The 23,141-nt window shown below is 44.8% G+C and carries 20 protein-coding genes and 1 pseudogene; 11 read left to right on the forward strand and 10 right to left on the reverse strand.

Translation table 11 applies throughout. The features are described from left to right. The first annotated feature begins 125 nt into the window (after positions 1-125). From mlaF to OCV37_RS02015, 8 genes are all read left to right on the forward strand, one after another. Positions 126-929, forward strand: a complete 804-nt coding sequence (gene mlaF, locus OCV37_RS01980) for a phospholipid ABC transporter ATP-binding protein MlaF (protein WP_038179035.1) — start codon at positions 126-128, stop codon at positions 927-929. Then, positions 919-1,710 carry a lipid asymmetry maintenance ABC transporter permease subunit MlaE gene (mlaE, locus tag OCV37_RS01985; RefSeq protein WP_038179032.1) on the forward strand — a complete coding sequence of 264 codons (792 nt, stop codon included), beginning with the start codon at positions 919-921 and terminating at the stop codon, positions 1,708-1,710. The genes mlaF and mlaE overlap by 11 nt, the downstream gene beginning before the upstream one ends. Before the next feature lie 2 nt (positions 1,711-1,712). After that, a complete protein-coding gene (mlaD, locus tag OCV37_RS01990) occupies positions 1,713-2,222 on the forward strand; it encodes an outer membrane lipid asymmetry maintenance protein MlaD (protein ID WP_038179030.1) in 510 nt (169 codons plus the stop codon). A gap of 3 nt (positions 2,223-2,225) precedes the next feature. After that, positions 2,226-2,861 (forward strand): phospholipid-binding protein MlaC, encoded by a 636-nt coding sequence (mlaC, locus tag OCV37_RS01995; RefSeq protein WP_038179028.1) that lies wholly within the window; start codon positions 2,226-2,228, stop codon positions 2,859-2,861. Then, positions 2,858-3,166: an STAS domain-containing protein gene (locus tag OCV37_RS02000; protein WP_038179026.1), complete on the forward strand. Its 309-nt coding sequence runs from the start codon at positions 2,858-2,860 to the stop codon at positions 3,164-3,166. The genes mlaC and OCV37_RS02000 overlap by 4 nt, the downstream gene beginning before the upstream one ends. Positions 3,167-3,183: 17 nt before the next feature. Then, a complete protein-coding gene (gene ibaG / locus OCV37_RS02005; protein ID WP_021019064.1) occupies positions 3,184-3,438 on the forward strand; it encodes a BolA family iron metabolism protein IbaG in 255 nt (84 codons plus the stop codon). A 9-nt stretch (positions 3,439-3,447) separates the two neighbouring features. Continuing rightward, positions 3,448-4,713, forward strand: coding sequence for a UDP-N-acetylglucosamine 1-carboxyvinyltransferase (gene murA, locus OCV37_RS02010; protein WP_038179023.1), 1,266 nt, complete (start codon positions 3,448-3,450; stop codon positions 4,711-4,713). Between the two features lie 90 nt (positions 4,714-4,803). Then, entirely contained in the window at positions 4,804-5,547 is a 744-nt protein-coding gene (locus OCV37_RS02015) for a 1-acylglycerol-3-phosphate O-acyltransferase (RefSeq protein WP_038179022.1), read from the forward strand. Between the two features lie 84 nt (positions 5,548-5,631). Here OCV37_RS02015 and OCV37_RS02020 read toward each other — a convergent pair whose 3' ends face one another. The 9 genes and pseudogenes from OCV37_RS02020 to OCV37_RS02060 all read right to left on the reverse strand — a co-directional run. Then, positions 5,632-6,018: a RidA family protein gene (locus tag OCV37_RS02020; RefSeq protein ID WP_038179020.1), complete on the reverse strand. Its 387-nt coding sequence runs from the start codon at positions 6,016-6,018 to the stop codon at positions 5,632-5,634. 86 nt (positions 6,019-6,104) lie between these two features. Then, the gene (gene pyrI / locus OCV37_RS02025) at positions 6,105-6,569 is read right to left on the reverse strand and encodes an aspartate carbamoyltransferase regulatory subunit (RefSeq protein ID WP_038179018.1); all 465 of its coding nucleotides are present in this window, start codon (positions 6,567-6,569) and stop codon (positions 6,105-6,107) included. A 12-nt stretch (positions 6,570-6,581) separates the two neighbouring features. Then, on the reverse strand, positions 6,582-7,511 hold the full coding sequence (pyrB, locus tag OCV37_RS02030; RefSeq protein ID WP_038179015.1) for an aspartate carbamoyltransferase: 930 nt from the start codon (positions 7,509-7,511) through the stop codon (positions 6,582-6,584). Positions 7,512-7,790: 279 nt separating this feature from the next. Next, positions 7,791-8,795, reverse strand: coding sequence for an ornithine carbamoyltransferase (gene argF, locus OCV37_RS02035; RefSeq protein WP_038179014.1), 1,005 nt, complete (start codon positions 8,793-8,795; stop codon positions 7,791-7,793). Positions 8,796-9,183: 388 nt separating this feature from the next. Next, on the reverse strand, positions 9,184-10,029 hold the full coding sequence (gene licT, locus OCV37_RS02040) for a BglG family transcription antiterminator LicT (protein WP_038179012.1): 846 nt from the start codon (positions 10,027-10,029) through the stop codon (positions 9,184-9,186). Positions 10,030-10,128: 99 nt separating this feature from the next. Further along, a complete protein-coding gene (locus tag OCV37_RS02045; RefSeq protein WP_038179010.1) occupies positions 10,129-12,000 on the reverse strand; it encodes a beta-glucoside-specific PTS transporter subunit IIABC in 1,872 nt (623 codons plus the stop codon). Positions 12,001-12,231: 231 nt separating this feature from the next. Next, complete coding sequence (locus tag OCV37_RS02050; RefSeq protein WP_038179008.1) at positions 12,232-13,620, reverse strand: glycoside hydrolase family 1 protein; 1,389 nt, start codon at positions 13,618-13,620, stop codon at positions 12,232-12,234. Positions 13,621-14,406: 786 nt separating this feature from the next. Then, complete coding sequence (locus OCV37_RS02055) at positions 14,407-15,783, reverse strand: PhoH family protein (RefSeq protein ID WP_038179006.1); 1,377 nt, start codon at positions 15,781-15,783, stop codon at positions 14,407-14,409. A gap of 183 nt (positions 15,784-15,966) precedes the next feature. Next, positions 15,967-16,113 (reverse strand): annotated as a pseudogene (locus OCV37_RS02060) (PhoH family protein); the annotation flags it as partial. A 486-nt stretch (positions 16,114-16,599) separates the two neighbouring features. Here OCV37_RS02060 and rapA point away from each other — a divergent pair. Next, complete coding sequence (gene rapA / locus OCV37_RS02065; RefSeq protein WP_038179002.1) at positions 16,600-19,506, forward strand: RNA polymerase-associated protein RapA; 2,907 nt, start codon at positions 16,600-16,602, stop codon at positions 19,504-19,506. Positions 19,507-19,581: 75 nt separating this feature from the next. Here the strand turns inward: rapA and OCV37_RS02070 are convergent, their stop codons facing one another. Further along, entirely contained in the window at positions 19,582-20,871 is a 1,290-nt protein-coding gene (locus tag OCV37_RS02070; protein WP_038179000.1) for an NRAMP family divalent metal transporter, read from the reverse strand. Between the two features lie 326 nt (positions 20,872-21,197). On the opposite strand from OCV37_RS02070, the gene rluA reads away from it, so the two are divergent. Further along, positions 21,198-21,935 (forward strand): bifunctional tRNA pseudouridine(32) synthase/23S rRNA pseudouridine(746) synthase RluA, encoded by a 738-nt coding sequence (gene rluA / locus OCV37_RS02075; protein ID WP_038178996.1) that lies wholly within the window; start codon positions 21,198-21,200, stop codon positions 21,933-21,935. A gap of 42 nt (positions 21,936-21,977) precedes the next feature. After that, positions 21,978-22,940: a D-2-hydroxyacid dehydrogenase gene (locus OCV37_RS02080; protein WP_038178994.1), complete on the forward strand. Its 963-nt coding sequence runs from the start codon at positions 21,978-21,980 to the stop codon at positions 22,938-22,940. The last annotated feature ends 201 nt before the right edge of the window (positions 22,941-23,141 follow it).

A 23,141-nucleotide genomic window follows, 5' to 3' on the forward strand; every position in this document is an offset into this window, starting at 1 on the left:
ACTAGGCTTGCATCAGTATGATGCCGTGCTTTAAATTTTTGAAATTATACTTATGATTGCGTTTTTTGTTCGTGATGTCTGTCGTCATGAACAAGGGAACATAGGAAAGGAATGATAGGCTGTGTATGTCCGAATCTGATCTGGTAACGATTAACAATCTGACGTTTTCTCGTGGTGACAGAAAGATTTTTGACGATGTGTCACTTCATGTCCCGCAGGGAAAGGTCACTGCGATTATGGGGCCTTCCGGGATCGGCAAAACGACGCTGCTCCGATTGATTGGTGGGCAACTGTTGCCTGAAACCGGAGAGATCTGGTTTGATGGGGTCAATATCCCTGCTTTGGGGCGAAACAAGCTTTATCAGGCACGGAAAAAAATGAGTATGCTGTTTCAGTCCGGTGCATTATTTACCGATCTGAACGTGTTCGATAATGTCGCATTTCCGCTGCGGGAGCATACCGATCTGAGTGAACCATTTATTCGGACGCTGGTGTTACTCAAACTGGAAGCAGTTGGTTTACGTGGTGCGGCTTATTTGATGCCGAGTGAATTATCCGGTGGGATGGCGCGTCGGGCGGCGCTTGCCCGGGCTATCGCTCTGGACCCTGAGCTGATTATGTTTGACGAGCCATTCGTCGGGCAGGATCCAATGACGATGGGCGTTCTTGTGGAATTGATTCGTCACTTGAATCAAGCTTTGGGAATCACCTCCGTTGTGGTTTCTCATGATGTGCCCGAAGTGATGAGTATTGCCGACTGGGTCTATATTCTCGCCAATGGCAAAATCATTGCTGAAGGGTCGCCAGAATCATTGAAACAGAACGATGACCCGCGGGTCAGGCAGTTTTTACAGGGGGAAGCTGACGGGCCGGTGCCTTTCCGCTATCCTGCGCCATCACTTGAGAAGGACCTATTTCATGCTGACTAGTTTTATTCAGTTTGCCATTCACACTGGCCGGCGAACTTTTGGTGTCTGTGAAGCATTTGGTCGTGCGACGTTTATGTTGCTGGGTGCTTTAATGAGTCGGCCTCACCCGATCAAGAATTTTCCGTTGCTGGTGAAGCAAATCTATAGTGTCGGTGTGCTCTCGATGGCGATTATCATCGTGTCTGGATTGTTTATCGGCATGGTTGTGAGTTTACAAGGCTATGTCATTTTGGTTGATTATGGCGCCGAAGGCAGTTTAGGGACGTTAGTATCTTTATCGTTGTTACGTGAATTAGGTCCGGTGGTGACCGCCCTATTATTTGCGGGCCGGGCCGGTTCGGCGCTGACGGCTGAAATTGGTTTGATGAAAGCGACTGAGCAGTTGTCGAGTCTTGAAATGATGGCCGTTGATCCCTTAAAACGTGTCATTGCTCCTCGGTTCTGGGCCGGTGTGATCTCGATGCCGGTATTAGCGATGATCTTTATGGCGGTCGGTATCTGGGGAGGACAATTGGTTGGTGTGGACTGGAAAGGGATTGATGACGGTAGTTTCTGGTCAACGATTCAGGCAACTGTCGAATTAGGTCACGATATTGGTAACAGTATGGTGAAGTGTTTTGCGTTTGCTTTTACCGTCGTATGGATTGCCTTGTTTAATGGATATGATGCAATTCCGACCTCTGAAGGAATCAGCCGAGCGACCACGAAAACAGTCGTCTATTCGTCTCTCGCTGTATTAGGTCTTGATTTTGTTTTAACTGCACTGATGTTTGGGAACTAAACATGCAACAAACACGAACAATAGAATTTTGGGTGGGCACTTTTGTTATTGCCGGAATTTGCGCAATCTTGGTGATGATTTTTCAAGTTGCTGATGTAAAAGGTCTGGGATCGGATGATACTTATCAACTGACTGCGGAGTTTGACAATATTGGTAGTCTGAAAGTCCGTTCTCCCGTCAAAGTCGGCGGTGTGGTTATCGGCCGGGTTTCTGACATCAGTTTAGATCCGGCATCATTAAAGCCGATGGTCAAACTGTCAATCAGCAGCCAGTATAAAGAATTTCCTGCGACGTCCAGTCTGCAGATTTTGACATCCGGGTTGATTGGTGAACAGTATATTAGTTTGGTGCCCGGATTTGTCTGGGGAGATGAAACCGAGTTGCTGGGTAATGGTGACAAGGTTGAAGATACGAAATCTGCATTGGTACTGGAAAATCTGATCGGGCAGTTCCTCTATCGAAGTGGTAATTCCGGTGATGATAAAAAAACGCAGGCAGAGACGAAGGAGTAAGGGATGTTAATGCGCTACATGATGTTACTGGTGGTTTTATTGTGCTCAATGACCAGTCAGGCGAAAACCATTGATATGCACGATCCTTATCTGATGATGAAGCAGGTGTCAGAACAGACGTTTCAGCGTTTGAAAGCCGAACAGAGTCAGATTCGTCAAGATCCGAATTATCTGAAAGTCATCGTCAAAGATGAGTTGATGCCTTATGTCAACTATCAATACGCCGCTTTAAAGCTGTTAGGTCCTTACCTGAAGGGCGCGAAGAAGGATGACGTCCTGGCATTTATCGATGCATTTCAAGGTTATCTCATTACTAGTTATGCGCAGGTTTTAACCCAGTACAGCGATCAGGAAATTCAATTTGGGCCAGCGCCGAAAATTGATGCAACCGACCGGATTGCAACGGTGATGGTCAATATTATCGATACACCGAATCCAGATATTAAACTTGAGTTCCAATTGAGGAAATCAAAATCAGGCGAGTGGCAAGCTTTTGATATGATCGCCGAAGGTATCAGTATGTTATCCAGTAAGCGCTCGGAGTGGAGTGGCAAAATTAATAGTGACGGTATATTAGCCGTGGCGAATGAGTTGAAAACACTCTCTCAGCAACCGATAACCATTGAGAAAAAGTCATGACACATCCTCAGTGGAATCCGCTTGAACAAGGCAAGATCGAGTTGAGTGGTGCACTGGATCGAGAAACTGTCCCTGAACTATGGCAGTTTCTGCAGCAGTGGCAACCGACTGATGAGCAAATCATGCTTTCACTTGAAAATGTGGTGCGGGTCGATTCCGCAGGCATGGTATTGTTGATTCATTTAATAGAACATGCAAAAAAACGAAACTGTCATATAATGCTCAGTTTCGTGCCAGAGCAGCTTCATATGTTATTTCAATTAAGTAACGTTGATTCGCTCATCGCAAAGCATATTTCAGAATAAGTAATTAGGGGTAGACAGTGGATAGTGCACAGGTACAAGAGATTTTAGATGAGGCACTTCATCTTCACGAAATCCATGTTAAGGGGGAAGGCAGCCATTTTGAAGTGATCGCCGTTGACGAATGCTTCGATGGGATGAGCCGTGTGAAGAAACAACAACTCATCTATGCCCCTTTAATGGCATATATTCAACGTAATGAAATTCACGCCGTTTCCATCAAAGCCTACACCCCGGCAGAATGGGAACGCGATAAAAAACTGATGTCTTTGTAAGGTTGATTCATGGAAAAATTTCGAGTAACCGGATCAAATCGACCGTTACAGGGAGAAGTGGTTATTTCCGGGGCCAAAAATGCAGCGCTGCCGATTCTGTTTGCATCGATTCTGGCTCAGGAACCGATTGAAGTCGCCAATGTTCCTCATTTGCGTGACATTGATACGACCATGGCGCTATTGCAGCAATTAGGTGCAAAAGTGGAACGCAATGGTTCAGTACACGTTGATCCCAGTCGTATCGATCAATATTGTGCCCCTTATGATTTGGTAAAAACAATGCGCGCCTCTATCTGGGCGTTAGGTCCGTTGGTTGCCCGTTTTGGTCAGGGACAAGTCTCTCTGCCGGGCGGTTGCGCGATTGGTGCACGCCCTGTGGATTTACATATTCAGGGGCTGGAGCAACTGGGTGCTAAAATCGTGCTGGAAGACGGTTATGTCAAAGCGAGCGTCGATGGTCGTTTGCAAGGCGCACATATCGTCATGGATAAAGTCAGCGTCGGCGCAACGATCACTGTGATGTGTGCGGCAACACTGGCAGAAGGCGTAACCGTTCTGGATAATGCTGCACGTGAGCCGGAAATTGTTGATACTGCGATGTTTTTGAACACATTGGGTGCGAAAATTTCTGGTGCGGGAACAGATACGATCACTGTCGAAGGTGTCGATCGGTTAGGAGGCGGCAGACATACCGTTGTGGCTGATCGGATTGAAACCGGTACATTTTTGGTGGCTGCTGCCGTTTCGGGTGGCAAAGTTGTTTGTCGCAACACGAATGCACATCTGCTGGAGTCCGTTTTAGCGAAACTGGAAGAAGCCGGTGCATTGATTGAAATCGGTGACGACTGGATCTCACTGGATATGACTGGTCGAACACTGAAAGCCGTCTCGGTTCGAACGTCTCCGCATCCGGGGTTCCCGACGGATATGCAAGCTCAGTTTACGTTACTTAACATTATTGCCAAAGGCAGTGGTGTGATTACAGAGACCATTTTTGAAAATCGGTTCATGCATGTCCCTGAGTTAATGCGGATGGGGGCGAAAGCTGAGATTGAAGGCAATACCGTTATTTGTGGTGATATCGATGGATTGAGCGGTGCTCAGGTGATGGCGACAGACTTACGTGCTTCGGCCAGTCTGGTTATTGCCGGGTGTATTGCCAAAGGGGAAACTATCGTTGATCGAATTTATCATATTGATCGTGGCTACGAACGGATTGAAGATAAATTGTCAGCACTGGGCGCCACTATTGAAAGGTTCAGTGACGTCGGTTAATTTATTGTCGGACTGAGTCGAAACGGGAGCGTTTCGACTTTTTTATTATGGGGCTGCTGCGGTGACGGTAGCCCTTATTAGGAGAACAGAATGATTGCACTATTACGTGTGTTCGTTGTCGTGATATTTGCGCTATTCATGTTTATCTTCGGCTGCGGCTACTGTTTGTTGAGCCCTCGTAATCCGAAACATGTTTATACATTTGGTCGATTGTTTGCCCGTATGTCCCGTTTGTTCGGGATCAAACTTGAGTTGCGTTTGCCGGAAAATGCGCTTCAGCAGACACAGAGTATTTATATTGCCAACCATCAGAGCAATTGGGATATGTTCACAGTTTCATCGGCGGTAACACCAAGAGTCGTTACCGTTGGGAAGAAAAGTCTGGTCTGGCTGCCGTTATTCGGGCAACTCTATTGGCTGACCGGTAACATCCTGATTGATCGCGCCAATAAAGCCAAAGCGAAAGGGACGATTGATCAGGTGGTCGATAGTGTCAAAAATGACAATGTTTCGGTGTGGATGTTTCCTGAAGGGACTCGCTCCCGCGGACGGGGTTTATTGCCTTTTAAAGTGGGTGCATTTCATGCCGCGATTGCCGCGGGTGTACCAGTTGTGCCGATTGTGTGCAGCTCGACGAATCATCTTAGATTGAATCGCTGGGATAACGGACATGTGATTGTTGAGATGATGGCACCGATTCCGACAGAAGGCTTGCAGAAAGAAGATGTTCGTCGTCTGGCGAAAGAGTGTCATAAGGTCATGAAAGAGAAACTTGAATCGTTGGATCAAGAGGTCTCTGTTTTAAATCAGAGCCGAGGTTCGGTGACAAACTGATACGGATTGGCTGATTGTGATGATGAAAAAGGTTGATATTGCTATCAACCTTTTCTTTTTTGAAGCGTGTGTTGCTCGAACAACTTAACGGACGGCGATGGCTTCTATCTCAATTCCAACATCTTTGGGCAGACGTGCAACTTCAACACAAGAGCGAGCCGGATAGTTTGCTACGTTATGTTCATCGAAAAACTTGCCATAGACTTCATTGACGGTGGCAAAGTCGCCGAGATCTTTCACAAAAACCGTCATTTTCACAATATTGGCGACGGTTAAACCGGCTGACTCAACGATGGCTTTGACGTTTTCCAGAGACTGACGGGCTTGTGCTGCAATATCGGCCGGTACTTCACCTGTAACCGGATTGACCGGGATTTGTCCGGACGTCATGATGAGATTACCCAGATCAACACCTTGCACATATGGCCCGATCGCTGCTGGCGCTGATTCTGTATGAATTACTTTTGTCATTGTGTTCTATCCATTACATATTGCTTGAGAAAGGTCAGTTTGCCCTGATTCCGAGCGGAGGTAAAGCCTCAATCACCGGGGTGATTTTAAGTGCGCTCCGTAACGATTTCTCTTGAGAAAACCTTTTCACAATACTTACATTTCAACCGAATATCCTGTTTCTTTTCCACAATGCTGAAACTACTTTCTACCGGTTCATTGTGAGAGATGCAGTTGGTATTCGGACAAGCGAAGACATTATTGATGCGTTGTGGCAGTTTCAGTGCGAGCTTTTTGACAACCTTATAGTTTTCAATTTGGTTGACCGTCGCATGTGGTGCATACAGTGCCAGTTTGTTGGCTTGGGATTCGTTAATGAAGACATTTTCGATCTTCAACAAGTCCTTAATGCCTAACGCTGATGAAGGCAGATTGAGCCCGATAGTTACCTTCTGAGAAGAGTGGTGCATATCGAAAAGCTTCAATACCTTGATGCCGATTTGTGCAGGGATATGGTCGATAACGGTACCGTTTTTAATCGCTTCTACCTGTAATTGTGAATCTTTTGGCATGATATTCTCCCTTTACAGTGTTTCATTCAGCACAAGCGCAAGCAGCGCTTCGCGTGCGTATACGCCATTTTCTGCCTGTTGAAAGAAATAAGCGTGTGGTGTTTGATCGACATCCGTGGTGATTTCATCAACGCGGGGCAGGGGATGGAGCACTTTCATATTCTTTTTGGCGTCCTGAAGCTGCGCAGCAGATAGGATATAAGCCGAGCGAATATGCGCATATTCCGATTCATCAAAGCGCTCTTTCTGGACGCGGGTCATATAGAGAATATCCACTTGCGGAATCACACTTTCGATATCGGTATGCAGGCTGTACTCATGTCCTGCTTCTTCCAATTCTTCTAAGATATAGTCGGGCATTGCCAGTGCATCTGGTGCAATAAAGAAGAAACGGTTGTTGTTAAATTTAGCGAGCGCCTGAGTCAGGGAATGTACGGTACGGCCATATTTCAGATCACCGACAAACGCGATGTTGATCCCGTCGAGACGTCCTTGGGTTTCGGTGATGGTAAACAGGTCGAGCAAGGTTTGAGTCGGATGCTGATTCGCACCGTCGCCGGCATTAATGACGGGCACGCCGTTAGAAAACTCTGAGGCCAGACGTGCGGCACCTTCCTGAGGGTGACGCATCACAAAGGCGTCCACATAGGAAGAGATAATCTGCACCGAGTCCGCCAGTGTTTCACCTTTCTTCGCCAGTGAGGTATTCCCCCCGTTATCAAATCCAATGACGTTCCCCCCAATCCGTTGAATCGCGGTTTCAAAAGAGAGGCGCGTTCGTGTTGAGGGTTCAAAGAAGCAACTGGCGATGACTTTATTTCGGATTAATTCCGGTTGAGGCGTTGCTTTCAACTGGCCTGCTGTGTTGACAATCAACTCTAACTCATCCCGTGTGAGTTCAGAGATTGAGATGATGTGCTTTTTATATAGCGAATTCGTCATGATCATCTTCCCTTGTATTTTCTGACAGCCATAAAAAAGCCCCCCGATCAGGGAGGCTTTCAAAAATAGTAATCAAGGAGAACAATAGATGAGGCAAGTATCTTTGCTTACCCCAATGCAGCGTTGACAAGACTGTGGTGCGGAATGAATAACCCCGAACGCTCATGTTGTTCCCTCTGAGACAAATTGCTCGGCATTATACGCTTAACTTTACTGAGTGCAAGCGATTACATCTTATCTGCCAAGAATAAATCTGATCCTCTTTGCGAGCCGGGAATATCAGGACCCAAGCGTCGCGACCATCACTGCTTTAATGGTGTGCATTCTATTTTCTGCTTCATCGAATACAATCGAGTAATCGGATTCAAAGACTTCTTCTGTCACTTCCAGTCCCTGCATGCCATATTTCTCAGCGACTTCTTTACCGACAACCGTTTCATCATTATGAAATGCAGGGAGACAATGCATAAATTTTACATGTGGATTGCCTGTGAGCTGAATGGTTTGCATATTGACCTGATAAGGCGTCATTAATGCAACGCGCTCATCCCAGGCTTCGGGGGCTTCGCCCATCGATACCCAGACATCGGTATAGAGAAAATCACAACCTTTGACACCTGCTGCAACATCTTCGGTCAAGGTAATTGTTGCCCCGGTGGTTTTGGCAATTTCCTGACAGGCTTGGACGAGTGATTCTTCCGGCCAGAATGATTTTGGTGCGACAAGACGAATGTCCATTCCCATTTTTGCGGCACCGACCATGAGCGAATTCCCCATGTTATTCCGGGCATCACCCAGATAAGCAAAGGAGATTTCATAAAGGTGTTTGCCACGGCTGTGTTCTTGCATGGTGAGGAAGTCGGCCAGAATTTGTGTGGGGTGAAACTCATCGGTTAACCCGTTCCAGACTGGCACACCGGCATAAGCGCCCAGTTCTTCAACGATAGCCTGACCGTATCCCCGATATTGAATACCGTCATACATGCGACCGAGAACCCGGGCGGTATCTTTCATTGATTCTTTATGACCAATCTGAGAGCCTGAAGGGCCGATATATGATATCTGTGCGCCTTGATCATGGGCGGCAACTTCAAACGAGCAACGGGTTCTGGTGGATGATTTTTCAAAAATCAGTGCAATATTTTTGCCCACCAGTCTTTTCTGCTCGGTACCGGTGTACTTTGCTTTCTTCAAATCTGTCGCCAGATCCAGCAAAAACTGGATCTCAGTTGGCGTAAAATCAAGAAGTTTGAGAAAATTGCGGTTGCGTAAATTAAAAGCCATAAGTCAGTCCTGCGAACGGTCACAACGAATAGGGTTAGTAAACCATAGAACTCCCTGTATTGTGAATAATTATTTTGTAAAAATGGTAAGTTATTCATGATTGGCCCCGATTTTTGCTTTTTTACTGCATATTATCTTCGGAAAATATTGTCGCTGCTTTGTGAAACGGTTTGATTCTGGCCGGACAGGGGGGAGTGAACATCTGTCAAGGTCAACTCTCGGTTGTTTATCGGCGCAACTGGCAAGTTTTATTCGTGATACGGGATTGAGGAAAAGTAATGAATGAAGCTGTGCGGTGCCTGATACAGTTTACCGTATCGACACTTTTGATTTCATCTGAATCATTGCGTTGATCAAGCATCGATATGCTATACCCGAGGAGTGTTTTCTAAGAATCAGACTGGTTAATGTTGCGCACACGCTCGATATGGATGGTTAAAAAAGCCTTTTCATCATAGCTTAAGACATAACTGTATTTTTTATTTAAATAAGTTTCAATCTTACTGACGGTATGCCACGATAAATTTAATCGTTGGTCGATATCATCGTATAAAGAGACTTGATCGTGCTCAACCAGATTATTATTAAACAGACGTTGGGCAAAAAATTTCAAGTGTGCCAGCAGACGCTGATAGTGTATGTCTTGAACATTCCAGACAATATTTAAATCATATTTTATAATGTTCAGTATATCTTTGACTATCTCAGTCTTTTGGATAACATTTTTCATATTATTTTCACCCGCTGCATTGACAAGGTGCAGGGCAATAAAGGCAGCTTCATCTGTTGGTATATCAAGATTTAATGTCTGATTAATTAACGCTAAAGCTTTTTCTCCGACTGAGTATGCTAAAGGGTAGAATTGTTTGATTTCCCAATAAAATTGATTACGGATAGCCATCCCTTTTTGATGACGCAAAACGGCAAAATTAATGTGATCACAAAGAGATAAAAATAATGTATCTTGAAGCTCGATTTGCAAATCCTCACGTGACATTTTAATCACTTGGTCTGTGAGGGTTAGATAGATAGGGGGCATCTCAGATAAAATATCTGCAAAAAAATCATGAATGCCACCCTGAGATTTTAAAAAATGACTTTCAATGTCAGACTCTTGAATGAGGTCGCCTTTCTTTTTTCCCCATCCGATGCCATTACCTAATGCAACCGATTCATTGCCATTATCTGTAATGACGAGTACAGCATTATTATTTAAAACACGGTCAATTTTCATGAGCTCACCCTATCTGTGCAACCATAACTATATTGATGTATGGTTATGGTTGTTTGTATTTACATAAATATCATTAATATTTATTGGCGACTACATTATTCAAGATAAATGAGGCGTTAGTGTCGATGTTTCTGGTACTGAATCTGCGGCAATATTTGTAATCACAAATGGTGTCACAACCTGATAGCCGGCATCAATGATCGCTTCTTTGTCAAACTCAATTAACAATTGTCCCTCTGTGACACGATCACCCTCTTTGACGTGCATTGTAAAATGTTTACCTTGGAGTTGTATGGTATCAATACCGACATGGATCAAAATTTCAGCGCCATTATCTGACAGTAATCCAATCGCATGGCCGCTATTGTAGGTATGAGCAATCACGCCATTTGTGGGGGCGTACACTCGACCTTCTGTCGGAATGATTGCTATACCATCACCGACAGCGCCGGAGGAAAATACGTTATCATCGACATTTTCCAGCGTAATAATTTCACCTTTCAGTGGCAGACTCAGCACTTGATCTGCAACGATCATTTTGTCTCCGACGACTTTCGGTGACTCATTTTTCGATACGTTTACAGAGGTTGATGCTGCTGGTTCTGATGGTTGTTCTTCAGCTGTATTTGGAAAACCAACAATTAAAGTCAGTACAAAACTGGCAACAAAGGCGATAAGACAGCCTAAAATGAATCCGGTAAAGCCGGGACCGTAGAAAATCGGAACGGTCAGTAAGCTCGTCATCCCCATAGAAATGGCAGAACTTTGAGCATAACCAACAATCGCTCCCCCACAACCTGCCGCAATAACGGCACATATGAATGGTTTTTTCAGTTTCAGTGTTACACCATAAACACCGGGTTCGGTAATCCCAAATAGTGACGTAATAAATGCAGCACCAGCCAAGGCTTTCATTTTTTCATCTTTCGTACGGAACATAACGGCCAACAAGGCACCTGATTGTGAAAACACAGCCGGGCCGGTCGCGGCTTTCAGATAACTCCGGCCGAGAATCGATAAATCATTAATGAACAGTGTCACAAAGCCCCAGTGAACCCCGAAAATAACGAAGATCTGCCAGAAAGCAGCAAACAATGCGCCTGCGATGATTGGGTTGAATTTGTAGATCCCAACGAAGACATCTGCAACCGCGGTACTTGCGGTCACGCTGACAGGACCGATACACATTAAAGTCAAGGGGACCATGATGGTGACTAATAAAAAGGGTGTAGCGATATTGCGAACACTATCATGGAATAAATTCTTTAATTTTTTCTCTAAATAGCTCGTCACCCAGATACAAAGAATGATTGGCAGAACAGAGCCTGTATATTTCATCAAAATTACAGGGATGCCAAAAAATGAGACGTCTTGACCACTCGCATAAAGTGCCTGAATACTCGGGTAGATGATTGCTCCGGCAATCGAGACCGAGACAAAGGTATTTGCACCAAATTTTCTAGAAGAAGTAATCGCTAATAGAACGGGTAGAAAATAAAAAATACTATCCGATGCAGCAGAGAGGATAATATATTCATTTTGTGTCGGAGAGAGCCAGTTGAGTGCCGTTAGAATGGAAAGAATCCCTTTCAATACCCCTGATGCTGCCATTGCGCCGAGTAACGGTGTGAAAATAGATGAAACCACATCAACCAGTTTTTCGAGTAAGTTTCCTTTATTTTTATTTGTCTCATCATTTTGATTTGATCTTCTATTTTCGTTCAGTATTGATGAGAGAGAACCAAATTCCATATAAACATCAGAAACGCGATTTCCGATAACGACTTGAACTTGTCCAGCAGAGTTTATTGCTGTGATAACACCGTCCAGTTTATTTAGTGCATCCATGTTTACTTTATTGATGTCTACAATTTTAAAGCGTAAACGTGTAGCACAATGAACTAACGAAGCTACATTACTTTCACCACCAACTTCTTTTAAAATGTTAGAGGCTAGCTCTTTAGTGTTCATGAAAATTCCTCTTAATAATAAGGTACTGAACAAATTGAAATTCTTACTCTATATTTAAATCATAAATTTATGAAAAGATGGAGTGAATATGAAATGCTCCAGTGAAATCACAAAATTCAATATGAATAGATTAAATAAGTCGTGAAGTTAAATTTATATTGTGAGATATGCTCTGAATTTCAGAGCATATCTTAAACCACGATCGTCTATGACTTTGTTAGTATCATAATTTTATAAACACTCACCATTACTGGAAATCACATCTTTATACCAATAAAAACTGTCTTTACGTCGACGCATTAACGTCCCGTGACCTTCATCATCACGGTCAACATGAATAAATCCATAGCGTTTTTCCATCTGAGCTGTACCGGCACTAACCAGATCAATGGGACCCCAGCTGGTATAGCCTAAAAGCTCAACACCATCTTCTATCGCTTCTCTCACCTGAATCAGATGTTGACGTAAATAATCAATCCGGTAGTTATCATGGATACTTCCGTCTTCTTCAACGACATCTCGTGCACCAAATCCATTTTCTACAATAAAAAGTGGTTTTTGATAACGGTCATACAGTTCATTCAATAAGTAACGCAATCCTTCAGGATCAATTTGCCAGCCCCACTCTGATGCTTCTAAATATGGATTGGGAATGAGCCGAATAATATTACCGCGAGAACCTTGATATTTTTCAGGTTCCCAAGTAGAGCAGCCGCTCATGTAATAACTGAAGGAAACAAAGTCAACCGTATTATTTAAATCCGCATAGTCACTTTCCGTGATATCAAGGTGAATGTTATTATCACGGAAATATCGTTGTGCCCATGCCGGATAATCACCGCGAGTCTGGACATCACCAAAGAATAACCATTCCCGGTTTTTCTTTTGCATCTCTAACATATCTTTAGGATGACATGTCATTGGATAACGCACGGCTCCCAAGAGCATATTACCAATTGAAGCATCAGGGATAATGTCGTGGCATGCTTTCACTGCGCGGGCACTGGCGACCAACTGATGGTGAATCGCCTGATAAATTGTTTGTTCATCGGGTGTCCCTTCCAGTCCGACGCCAGTAAAAGGAGAGTGGAGTGACATGTTAATTTCATTGAACGTCAGCCAGTATTTAACCTGATCCTTATAGCGTTTAAATACGGTAATCGCATATTTTTCAAAATGATCTATCGTTTCCCGACTAATCCATCCACCTAATTTTTTTACCAGACCATATGGCATTTCATAGTGAGATAATGTAATTAAAGGCTGGATATTGTGTTTAGCCATCTCGGCAAATAATTGCTCATAAAATACTAACCCGGCTTCACATGGTTCAGCCTCATCCCCGTTGGGATATATTCTTGACCAGGCAATGGACGTCCGTAATACCTTAAAACCCATCTCAGCAAACAGTTTGATATCTTCCGGGTACTGATGATAAAAATCGATTGCAGTATCTTTAATACAGGTGACGTCAGTGTCTCTCTGTGTCATCCCACCATGTATACCATTTAATTGCATATCTGAAGTTGAGACGCCTTTTCCACCAACATTCCATGCACCTTCAACCTGATTTGCGGCGACTGCGCCGCCCCATAAAAAGTTTTTTGGAAAACCTTTCATTGCTATCTCCCGATTCATAATTCTGTGTTAATTTTTTAAATCCAAAAAAAAACCTGAGATAAACATAGTATTTAACTACGCTTATCTCAGGTTTCGCCCAAAAAGAGGTAACGCCCTTTCCTTTACGCAAACAATAAACAAATCAATAGAACAATAAAACTGATATGGGATGATTATGTGATAACTATCACAGGAAATTGGCCTGATGTTGCCTCAGCGATCTTGTTAGATTGTAGAAGTATAGAGGTTATTTTTTCATATATACTATTGTGTTGACCTATATTTAATAAGATTCCACAACGTCAACTGATTTACTTGATCTTTTATATGATAAATTTGTTTTAAGAACAGCACGTAAGCAATAAATGATACCAATGAAAAATGCATACGGATATGAGTCATCATGAATGATTAGACTGCCGGGTAACCCGGGAATTAATATGCCAATATCAAGCTTGGTATTTTGGGTGGCGTGTAATTCTGAAAAATATTCATGACATATACGCTTAAATTACTAAATTAAATAAAGGTAATGTCAAAAATGATGATGATATTTTTAGATCCTCATTGAGCTTATTTTACTTGAGTTTTATTTAAAGTGGTTGTTAATGTTTCTTATTATTTGTTCCTTAAGTTTAGAATTCACCAAGTTTATCCTGTTTAATTGGTGAGCCGTTTTGATTTGATTGTATGAACTATTATGAAAAATATTTTTAATGTGGAAAAGACTGAAATAAAAAAGAACGGTTCACTATAAAAATGGTTGTGAGCCGTTCATATTAAAATTTAGAAATAGGTTTCTGTAAATTCAGCCAGTGAACTTCTTTCTACCTCATCGAAAATGAGAATTGAACCTTTCTCATAGTTCTTATAGACATTGACCGCTGCTGATAAACCACTGGATGCCGCACTGACAAACTTATCGTCAATCTGACTGAGATTGCCAAGTAAGATCGTCCGGCAGTTTTTACCACCTCGGCTGAGCATCCCTTTGACCTGTGCGCGAGTCATATTTTGAGCTTCATCAATGATTAAAACGGCATCGTCGAGAGAACGTCCTCTGAAGTAAGCCATACTTGTAAATTCAATATTGGCTCGTTCAATAATGTGCTCGACTGTTTCGTGAACATTGCAATCTTCACCATCACCTGAATGCATCGAGACGAGGGCATCGGTGATACCGACCATGAGCGGTAGCGATTTTTCTTTCAAATCACCGGGGAGAAATCCCGGATCATCGTCCATAAAGTCTCTGCTTCTGACGACGACAATTTTTTTATATTGCTTTGTTTCGATCACCTGATGCAATGCTGCCGCGACGGCTAAGAATGTTTTACCGGATCCGGCGGGGCCGAGCATAATATTCAGGTCATAGCTCGGATCGGTTAATTGGCTTAATGCAATGGCTTGTCGTTGATTTTTGGGGCTAATTCCCCATACTTTCCCTTGTTTTTTCGGTAAAAGTTTTGTGATGACATGGGTTGATGTGACTTGGGTAACCACCCCGATATGCTGTTCATCATCAAACCAATACATATTTTTCTGAACTTCTTCATTAAATAAATGACGATCAAATTGATAATGATCACCCGATAGTTTGAAATCTTTATCGGTCTCGATACGATTAAATAAATCACCTTCGAAATATTGTACGCCGGAATAAAGTAGGTCGATGTCTGTAATTTGATTATCAACCGGAACATCTTCAGAAAATACACCAATGGTTCGGGCTTTTAGCCGCATATTAATGTCACGGCTGACCAACGATACGTCTCTGCCGAGTTTTTTCTGGAGTTGGAAGGCGAAGTTAATAATATGATTGTCTGCATCACTGCCAATACCATGACGAAGAGATTCTTCAACTTCAATATTGGTATCGACAGCAATAAATAGTTTTCCTCGTTTACCGGTCTCACTTGATGGGAGTTCAATACCTTCTTGGAGTTCTTCTGCATTATGACCATTCACTAAATCTTCGAGCATTCGGATACAGACCCGGGCATCTGCGCTGACCGATTTTTCTCTACGCTCTTTTAAATTGTCTAACTCTTCCAGTACCGTTAAACAAATATAAACATCATCCTGATAGGCGAGTAAACTTTTGGGATCGTGGACTAACGCCGAAGTATCTAAAACGCGGGGAGTATTGGTTCTTGATATCATAATATGTTTCCTACATATAATGGAAAGACCGATGTTGCTGACATCATGATTGATTCCATGAATAAATCTCTGCTATCCGAGCACAAGCCCACTGCTTTTCATGTCTGTATGGTGAGAAAATTTCGTCTTTTTTGACGCGGATGATTCCAAGCCCAGATTGGGAGCCCGGGATTCCTGACGATATCGCGTTAATTGTTGAATTGGGTCGGGTTGTTTGAGGGCGGTCATTGGGAAGACCACATCATGTTGTTGGAAGGAATCAATAACTAGCGGTTCATAGTGGCGGATATTGGTATCCAGAACAAATCGTTTCCGGTCGGTATCGCCCATAAGCGTCTCCTTGCCGTCACGCGGCTGACTGAGAAGAGATAGCTTGTCAGCAGAGGTCGAGAATCATACTGTACTGGGTTTGTATGTCTCTGCGACGTACTGCAAACCTTTCAACAAACCTGCTAAACAAACACGATGACCGAACATCGGTTTATTCGTTACTACTGAACCTGTCATAAGTCTGTGCCAACGTCGTCGCCTGATTCAGCCGCTTCATTGTGCTGCATAACTATCAAGTTTCAGAAGTGATGATCACTTGTATACCGAATGGTGTAAGTATAGCAATCAATTCGTTTACAAATGACATCTATTCTTTACATTTTTATGTCATCGGGCCAATCCGTGGATTTCGCGTGACCTGTATCACAGCATCAAGTAAGATGAGCGCCCATTTTCTGCACCCGACTGGAATCATCGTCATAATGATACGGGTTAGTGAGCGGCAGATTTTCTGTGATACTTTGATCAAAATGAGGTAATTGATTCATGGCTTTTGCGTTGGGGCAACGTTGGATAAGTGATACCGAAAGCGATTTAGGATTAGGAACTGTGGTGGCATTAGATGACCGGACCGTCACATTAATGTTTGCTGCATCAGAAGAGAATCGTGTTTATGCTCGCCACGATGCACCGGTCACCCGAGTGATTTTTCATGCGGGGGATACCGTCGATTGCCAAGAAGGATGGACATTGCAGATTGAACAGGTGAGCGAAGACGGCGGGGTACTGACTTACATCGGGACACGTCAGGATACGCAGGAAACACAAGTTCAATTACGCGAGATTTTTTTAAGCCATCAAATTCGATTTAATAAGCCTCAGGATAAGTTGTTTGCCGGTCAGATTGATCGCATGGACAACTTCGTATTGCGCTACCGCGCGTTGCTCAATCAGCATCAACAGCATAAAAGCCCAATGCGCGGACTGTGCGGTGGCCGGGTCGGTTTGATTGCTCACCAACTCTATATTGCCCATGAAGTCGGGCAACGTCATGCGCCTCGCGTTCTACTGGCTGATGAAGTCGGATTGGGTAAAACGATTGAAGCGGGGATGATTATTCATCAACAAGTGCTGTCAGGGCGAGCGGAACGGATCCTGATTGTCGTCCCGGAAACCCTCCAGTATCAGTGGCTGGTTGAAATGATGCGTCGTTTTAACCTGCATTTTTCTATTTTTGATGAAGAGCGCTGTATCGAATCACAGAGTGAAGCTGAAAATCCGTTTGAGACTCAGCAGTATGTTCTCTGCTCGCTTGATTTCCTCCGCCAACATCCGCAGCGTTTCGAACAAGCGAAAGCAGTCAGCTGGGATTTAATGGTGGTTGATGAAGCACACCATCTGGCTTGGGAGGTTGATCAGCCCAGTGCTGAATATCTGATTGTTGAGGCGTTGGCGCAACAGATTGCCGGTGTTCTGTTATTGACGGCAACCCCAGAACAACTCGGGCGGGAAAGCCACTTTGCCCGGTTACGCTTGTTGGACCCGGATCGCTTTTATGACTTTGATACGTTTATTCAAGAAGAAGCGTCTTATGAACCGGTTGCCGAAGCCGTATCTGAACTGGCTGAAGACCGGGCGTTATCCAATGAATCGAAAAATCATATCGTTGAACTGCTTTCTGAGCAGGATGTTGAACCGCTTTTCCGAATTATTGACGGCGATACCAGCCACGAAGATAAAGTCAGTGCCAGAGAAGAGTTAATCGGTAACCTGATGGATCGTCACGGGACCGGACGCGTGCTGTTTCGTAATACCCGATCCGCTATTCAGGGATTTCCACAGCGTTGTGTCAATCTGATTCCACTGGCGCAACCACAGGAATATCAGGACTTCATTGCCCAATTAATCGCTTCACTTGACACGGGTCACCGCCTGAGAATTGAAAGCGGTATGTATCCGGAAAGTGCGTATCACGCTCAGGCCCATAGTTCGCAGGTGTGGTGGATGTTTGATCCACGCATCAACTGGTTGCTGGATAAAGTGACATCGAAGCGCAGTGAGAAAATTTTGGTGATAGCTGCGAAGGCAGAGACTGCACTACAGATTGAACAGGCATTGCGTGAGCGGGAAGGCATTCGGGCGACGGTTTTCCATGAAGGCATGTCGATCATTGAACGCGATAAAGCGGCGGCTTATTTTGCGCAGGATGAAGGCGGCGCTCAGGTGCTGGTGTGTAGTGAAATTGGTTCTGAAGGACGCAATTTCCAATTCGCCAGTCAGTTGGTCATGTTTGATCTGCCGATGAACCCTGACCTGTTGGAACAACGTATCGGTCGTCTGGATCGGATCGGTCAGAAGCAGGATGTTGAGATCCACGTGCCTTATCTACAGGGATCGTCACAGGAAATGATTGCCCGTTGGTATCATGAAGGCTTGAATGCTTTCACTGAGACGTGTCCGACGGGAAATGCGGTATTTGAATCCTTCGCTGAACGTTTGATGGCGTTACTGTCGCAATCAGATGAGCCGTTGTTGGAAGATTTGATAGCCGATGCCCGGAAGATGAATCATGAATTGAAAGCTGCGTTGGAACACGGGCGGGATCGCTTACTGGAAATGCACTCTCATGGCGGTGAAAAAGCTGAACAGATAGTCCGTGAAATTGCGGCAACAGACGGTGATACGGAGCTGGTCGCTTTTGCGCTGAGCCTGTTTGATACCATTGGACTGAATCAGGATGATCGCGGTGAGCATATGTTGGTCGTGACTCCTTCTGAGCATATGATGGTGCCAAGTTATCCGGGGTTACCTTATGAAGGGGCAACGATTACCTTTGAACGAGAAACGGCACTCTCCCGGGAAGATATCCATTTCATGACATGGGAGCACCCGATGATTCAGGGCGGTATTGATTTGCTTCTGAGCGAGGGGGTCGGGACATCTGCCGTTTCGTTGTTGAAAAATAAAGCGCTACCGGTCGGAACGATTTTACTCGAATTGGTTTATGTCGTGGATGCTCAGGCACCCAAACGAAGTGGTATCGGTCGCTTCTTGCCAAAAACACCAATCCGGCTGATGCTGGATGCACAGGGCAATGACTTGTCATCCCAAGTCGCATTCGACGGATTCAATCGCCAGCTCAGCCCGGTCAACCGTCATTTAGCGAATAAGCTGGTTACTTCTGTTCAGCAAGATGTTCATCAACTGATTCAGAAAAGTGAAGCGGTGATCGAGCCGAAGGTTGCGAGTATTCGACAAGCGGCACAACAAGAGATGGAAGCGGTACTGAATCGCGAGCTTGAACGCCTGCAGGCCTTAAAAGCGGTTAATCCGAATATTCGTGATGAAGAAATAGAGATTCTGGGCAACCAGATTTCAGCATTATCGGTTCTGATTCAACAAGCACAATATCAGCTGGATTCATTGCGCTTGATTGTCGTTTCGCATCAGTAAGTTGTCTTTATCTTCAAAATAAAAAAAGCCATCATGACACGGATGGCTTTTTTACATTCAGGAGTCCGTTATGACTTACATGAACCATTTCCACCAAAGGAAAAGGGCAAGGAAGCCGAATAGATAAATCAGCCCCGCGATCGATAATAATTTCATTTTCGGCCCCAGTTTCAGCGCATCAGGCAGTGGTGTTCTGGTGACCAAAACATAGTTGAGCAGTGCAAAGACGGGCGTCGTGACGAATGCCATGATCATGGCAAAATTTAGCATCGGCAGTAGGGCTGACTTGGCAAAAGCGAGAATGCTCAGCGCGACTATCGAAACAATCAGCATCCAGGGCGTTAGATAACGATGTTTGTTCTCATCGGTTTGATCGTCAGTTGCTTGTTGTTTTAACAGGCGTTGTGATTCGGCAATGACTCGCGAATAGCCATCGATAACGGTGATCGTACTGCCAAAAATACAGAAGAACGCAATTACTGCAATCAGGTAGCGGGCCCATTCACCGATGGTTGATGCATACAAATTGACTAACTGATGCGTAAATCCAATCCCAGACTTGGATAATTCGGTTCCCGTACCATGAATCAGTAATGCGCCAAGTGCAAGAAAGACAATCGCCAGAATCGCGGTTCCGATATAGCCGACATTAAAATCGAACAGTGCCGATTTGGGTGTGACTTGCTGATGTGCACACTGATTTTTCAGCCAGATCGAGGTCAGGCTGGAGATTTCAATCGGTGCCGGCATCCACCCCATCGTGACAACCAGAAAGCCGATCGCCGCAAGTGTCCAGGGCGATGGGTCGGGCGCGTCAGCGATGGTGGCAACCGGGTGACCAATCGCAATGACAACCGCAGACAAGGTCGCGATCGTGAGAACCGCCATGATCATTTTCGCCAGTGAATCGAGTGCTTTGTAGTGGCCGGCAAATAAAATGACCAGACAGGTGACGACGACAATGACTGATAAAGCCAGACTGGATAATTCAAATGGCATGAAATATCCCAGCAAGCTGGCACTAAAGAGTGTCAGCGCAGCCGTATTAATGACCGCCGAAATGATACTCAGCAGCATGAAAATCCAAAGGTAAGGTTTGCCGAGTTGTGCATAACCATGAACCAGACATTCCCCGGTGCCCATCGTGTATTGCACCCCTGCCCGGAAAAAAGGGTATTTAAACAGGTTTACGAGCAAGATTAAGATAGCCAGTTGCCAGCCATAGATTGCCCCCGCTTTTGTTGATGCGACGAGGTGAGATCCTCCGACGGCAGCGGCAGCCATCATGATTCCGGGACCGAGTGATTTGATCGCTCTGGACAATGAAGATCCCTGCGAAGAGGGATAAGTGGCAGCATTTTCCATTCTTGTTCCTTAGTTTGAAGCAATGTTGTGTCGTTTTTATTCTGTGTGTTTGCGCTATCGTTGGTCACGATAGACGGATGATGCACGCAGTATTTTTGATGCGTGTCTTTATTATTTTGTCAATGAAACTCATGAATATCACATTTGTCGTATGTGTCAATTTATATAGACATAAATGTTCAGAAACGGGGACGAATCATTCAGTGGTATGAGGACTTCGTCAGGATTTATCTCAGCATTGCACCAATGATGTGGCTGACCAATCAGACTGCATCTACGGTCATTTCGGTATATAATGCAGCGCTTTTTTCTCTAGAGATGCTGATATGGCAATGACATCGTACTCGCCTCCGACAACACCATGGACGGAGATCATTTATCAAGACGAGCATATTCTGGCAGTGAATAAACCGTCAGGTTTGCTTTCGGTACCCGGTAAAGATCCGGCACACAGTGACAGTATGTGGCTTCGGTTGGTGAATGATTACCCGGAAATTCAGGTGGTTCACCGTCTGGATATGGCGACGTCCGGACTGATGCTGTTTGCCAAGAATAAGCATGTAGAAAGTGCCCTGAAAAAACAGTTTCAGTATCGACTCACCCATAAGGTCTATTATGCGCGGGTGTGGGGCAATGTTGAGCCTGATGAGGGCGAAGTGGATTTACCGTTGATCTGTGACTGGCCGAACCGTCCCCGTCAGAAAGTTTGCTTTGAAACGGGTAAACCATCCCGGACTTTATTCCAAGTGGTCGCAAGAGAAGCGCTGACGACCGTTGTGCGTCTTTTTCCTGTGACGGGGCGTTCTCATCAGTTGCGGGTTCACATGCTCGCCATCGGGCACCCGATTGTCGGCGATGAGTTTTATGCGCCGGAACCGGCGAAAGCATTTGCATCGCGGCTCCATTTACATGCCGCTGAGCTGAGTTTCTATCATCCCAAAAACCATTGGTTGCGACGGATATTTGTACCGTGTGAGTTTTATCCGCCAGCCGAAGCCGTTATTTTTGAACATTTTGACCCAGAGAGAAAACTGCCGGATTATAAGAAGCTGCCAAGGCCATAGCCATATTTCTCAACCTTCTCAATCAAGTGTAAGGAGCAAAGGATGTCATTACCGCGAGTCGTATTTGTTGATCGAGCTACCATCCCACCTCATATCCACTTCCCCGGACTCCCTTTTGAACATCAGTGGGTCAGTTATGATCAAACCTCTCCCGCACAGTTACTGGAAAGAGTGCGGGATGCTGCAGTGATCATTACCAATAAAGTGGTGCTTAGCGCTGAGATACTGTCTCAGCTCCCTGAATTACGCTTGATCGCTGTTGCAGCAACGGGTGTGAACAATGTTGATATTGAGTATTGCCGGGCGCATGACATTGCTGTCACCAATGTGCAGGGGTATGCGACACGTTCCGTGCCTGAACATGTGATCGGTATGATATTCGCACTCCGGCGTCACCTGATGGCTTATCATCATGATATTGCCCGGGGGGAGTGGCAACAGCGTCAGCAATTTTGCTTTTTCACGCACCCAATCGGTGATGTGGCCGGGAGCACTCTCGGGATTATCGGTCGTGGCTCGCTGGGACAAGCCACCGCTGAACTGGCCCGGGCGGTCGGCATGCAGGTTATCTTTGCCGAGCATAAAGGGGCAGCGGTTTGCCGGGAGGGATTACTGCCGTTTGAAATGGTGTTACGTCAGGCTGATGTCATTTCACTACACTGTCCTTTAACCACACAAACCCATCATTTGCTCGGTGCGGATGAGTTGTCCATGATGAAAGCCAATGCGATTCTGATCAATACGGGCCGGGGCGGGCTGGTCGATGAAACCGCTCTGGTTGATGCTTTGAGGTCTGGTACGATTGCGGCTGCCGGCGTTGATGTTTTTACTCAGGAGCCAGCGGATGATCAGAATCCGCTGGTGGCAAATATTGAGTTACCGAACCTATTATTAACGCCTCATATTGCTTGGGGAAGTGATTCTGCCATTCAGCAATTAGTCGGGCGATTAATGGATAATATTGCGGCATTTCATCAGGGACAAAAACAGGACCGAGTGGTTTAAACATAATGCATGACTTTACTGAACAGATCGTTTCACGAAACAGACGGTTTCAATGAGAGTTGTGCTTTCTCACGCCATGAGTGTAAGAATGGCGATGGGGATACTATTTTTGGGCAAAATATCTCACATTCATACGCTTGTCATTCAGATGCGTGCAGAATATTTATATTGTTGATAATATTGCCACTTTATATGATGTGC

The organism is Vibrio rhizosphaerae, assembly GCF_024347095.1.
Classification (GTDB): domain Bacteria; phylum Pseudomonadota; class Gammaproteobacteria; order Enterobacterales; family Vibrionaceae; genus Vibrio; species Vibrio rhizosphaerae.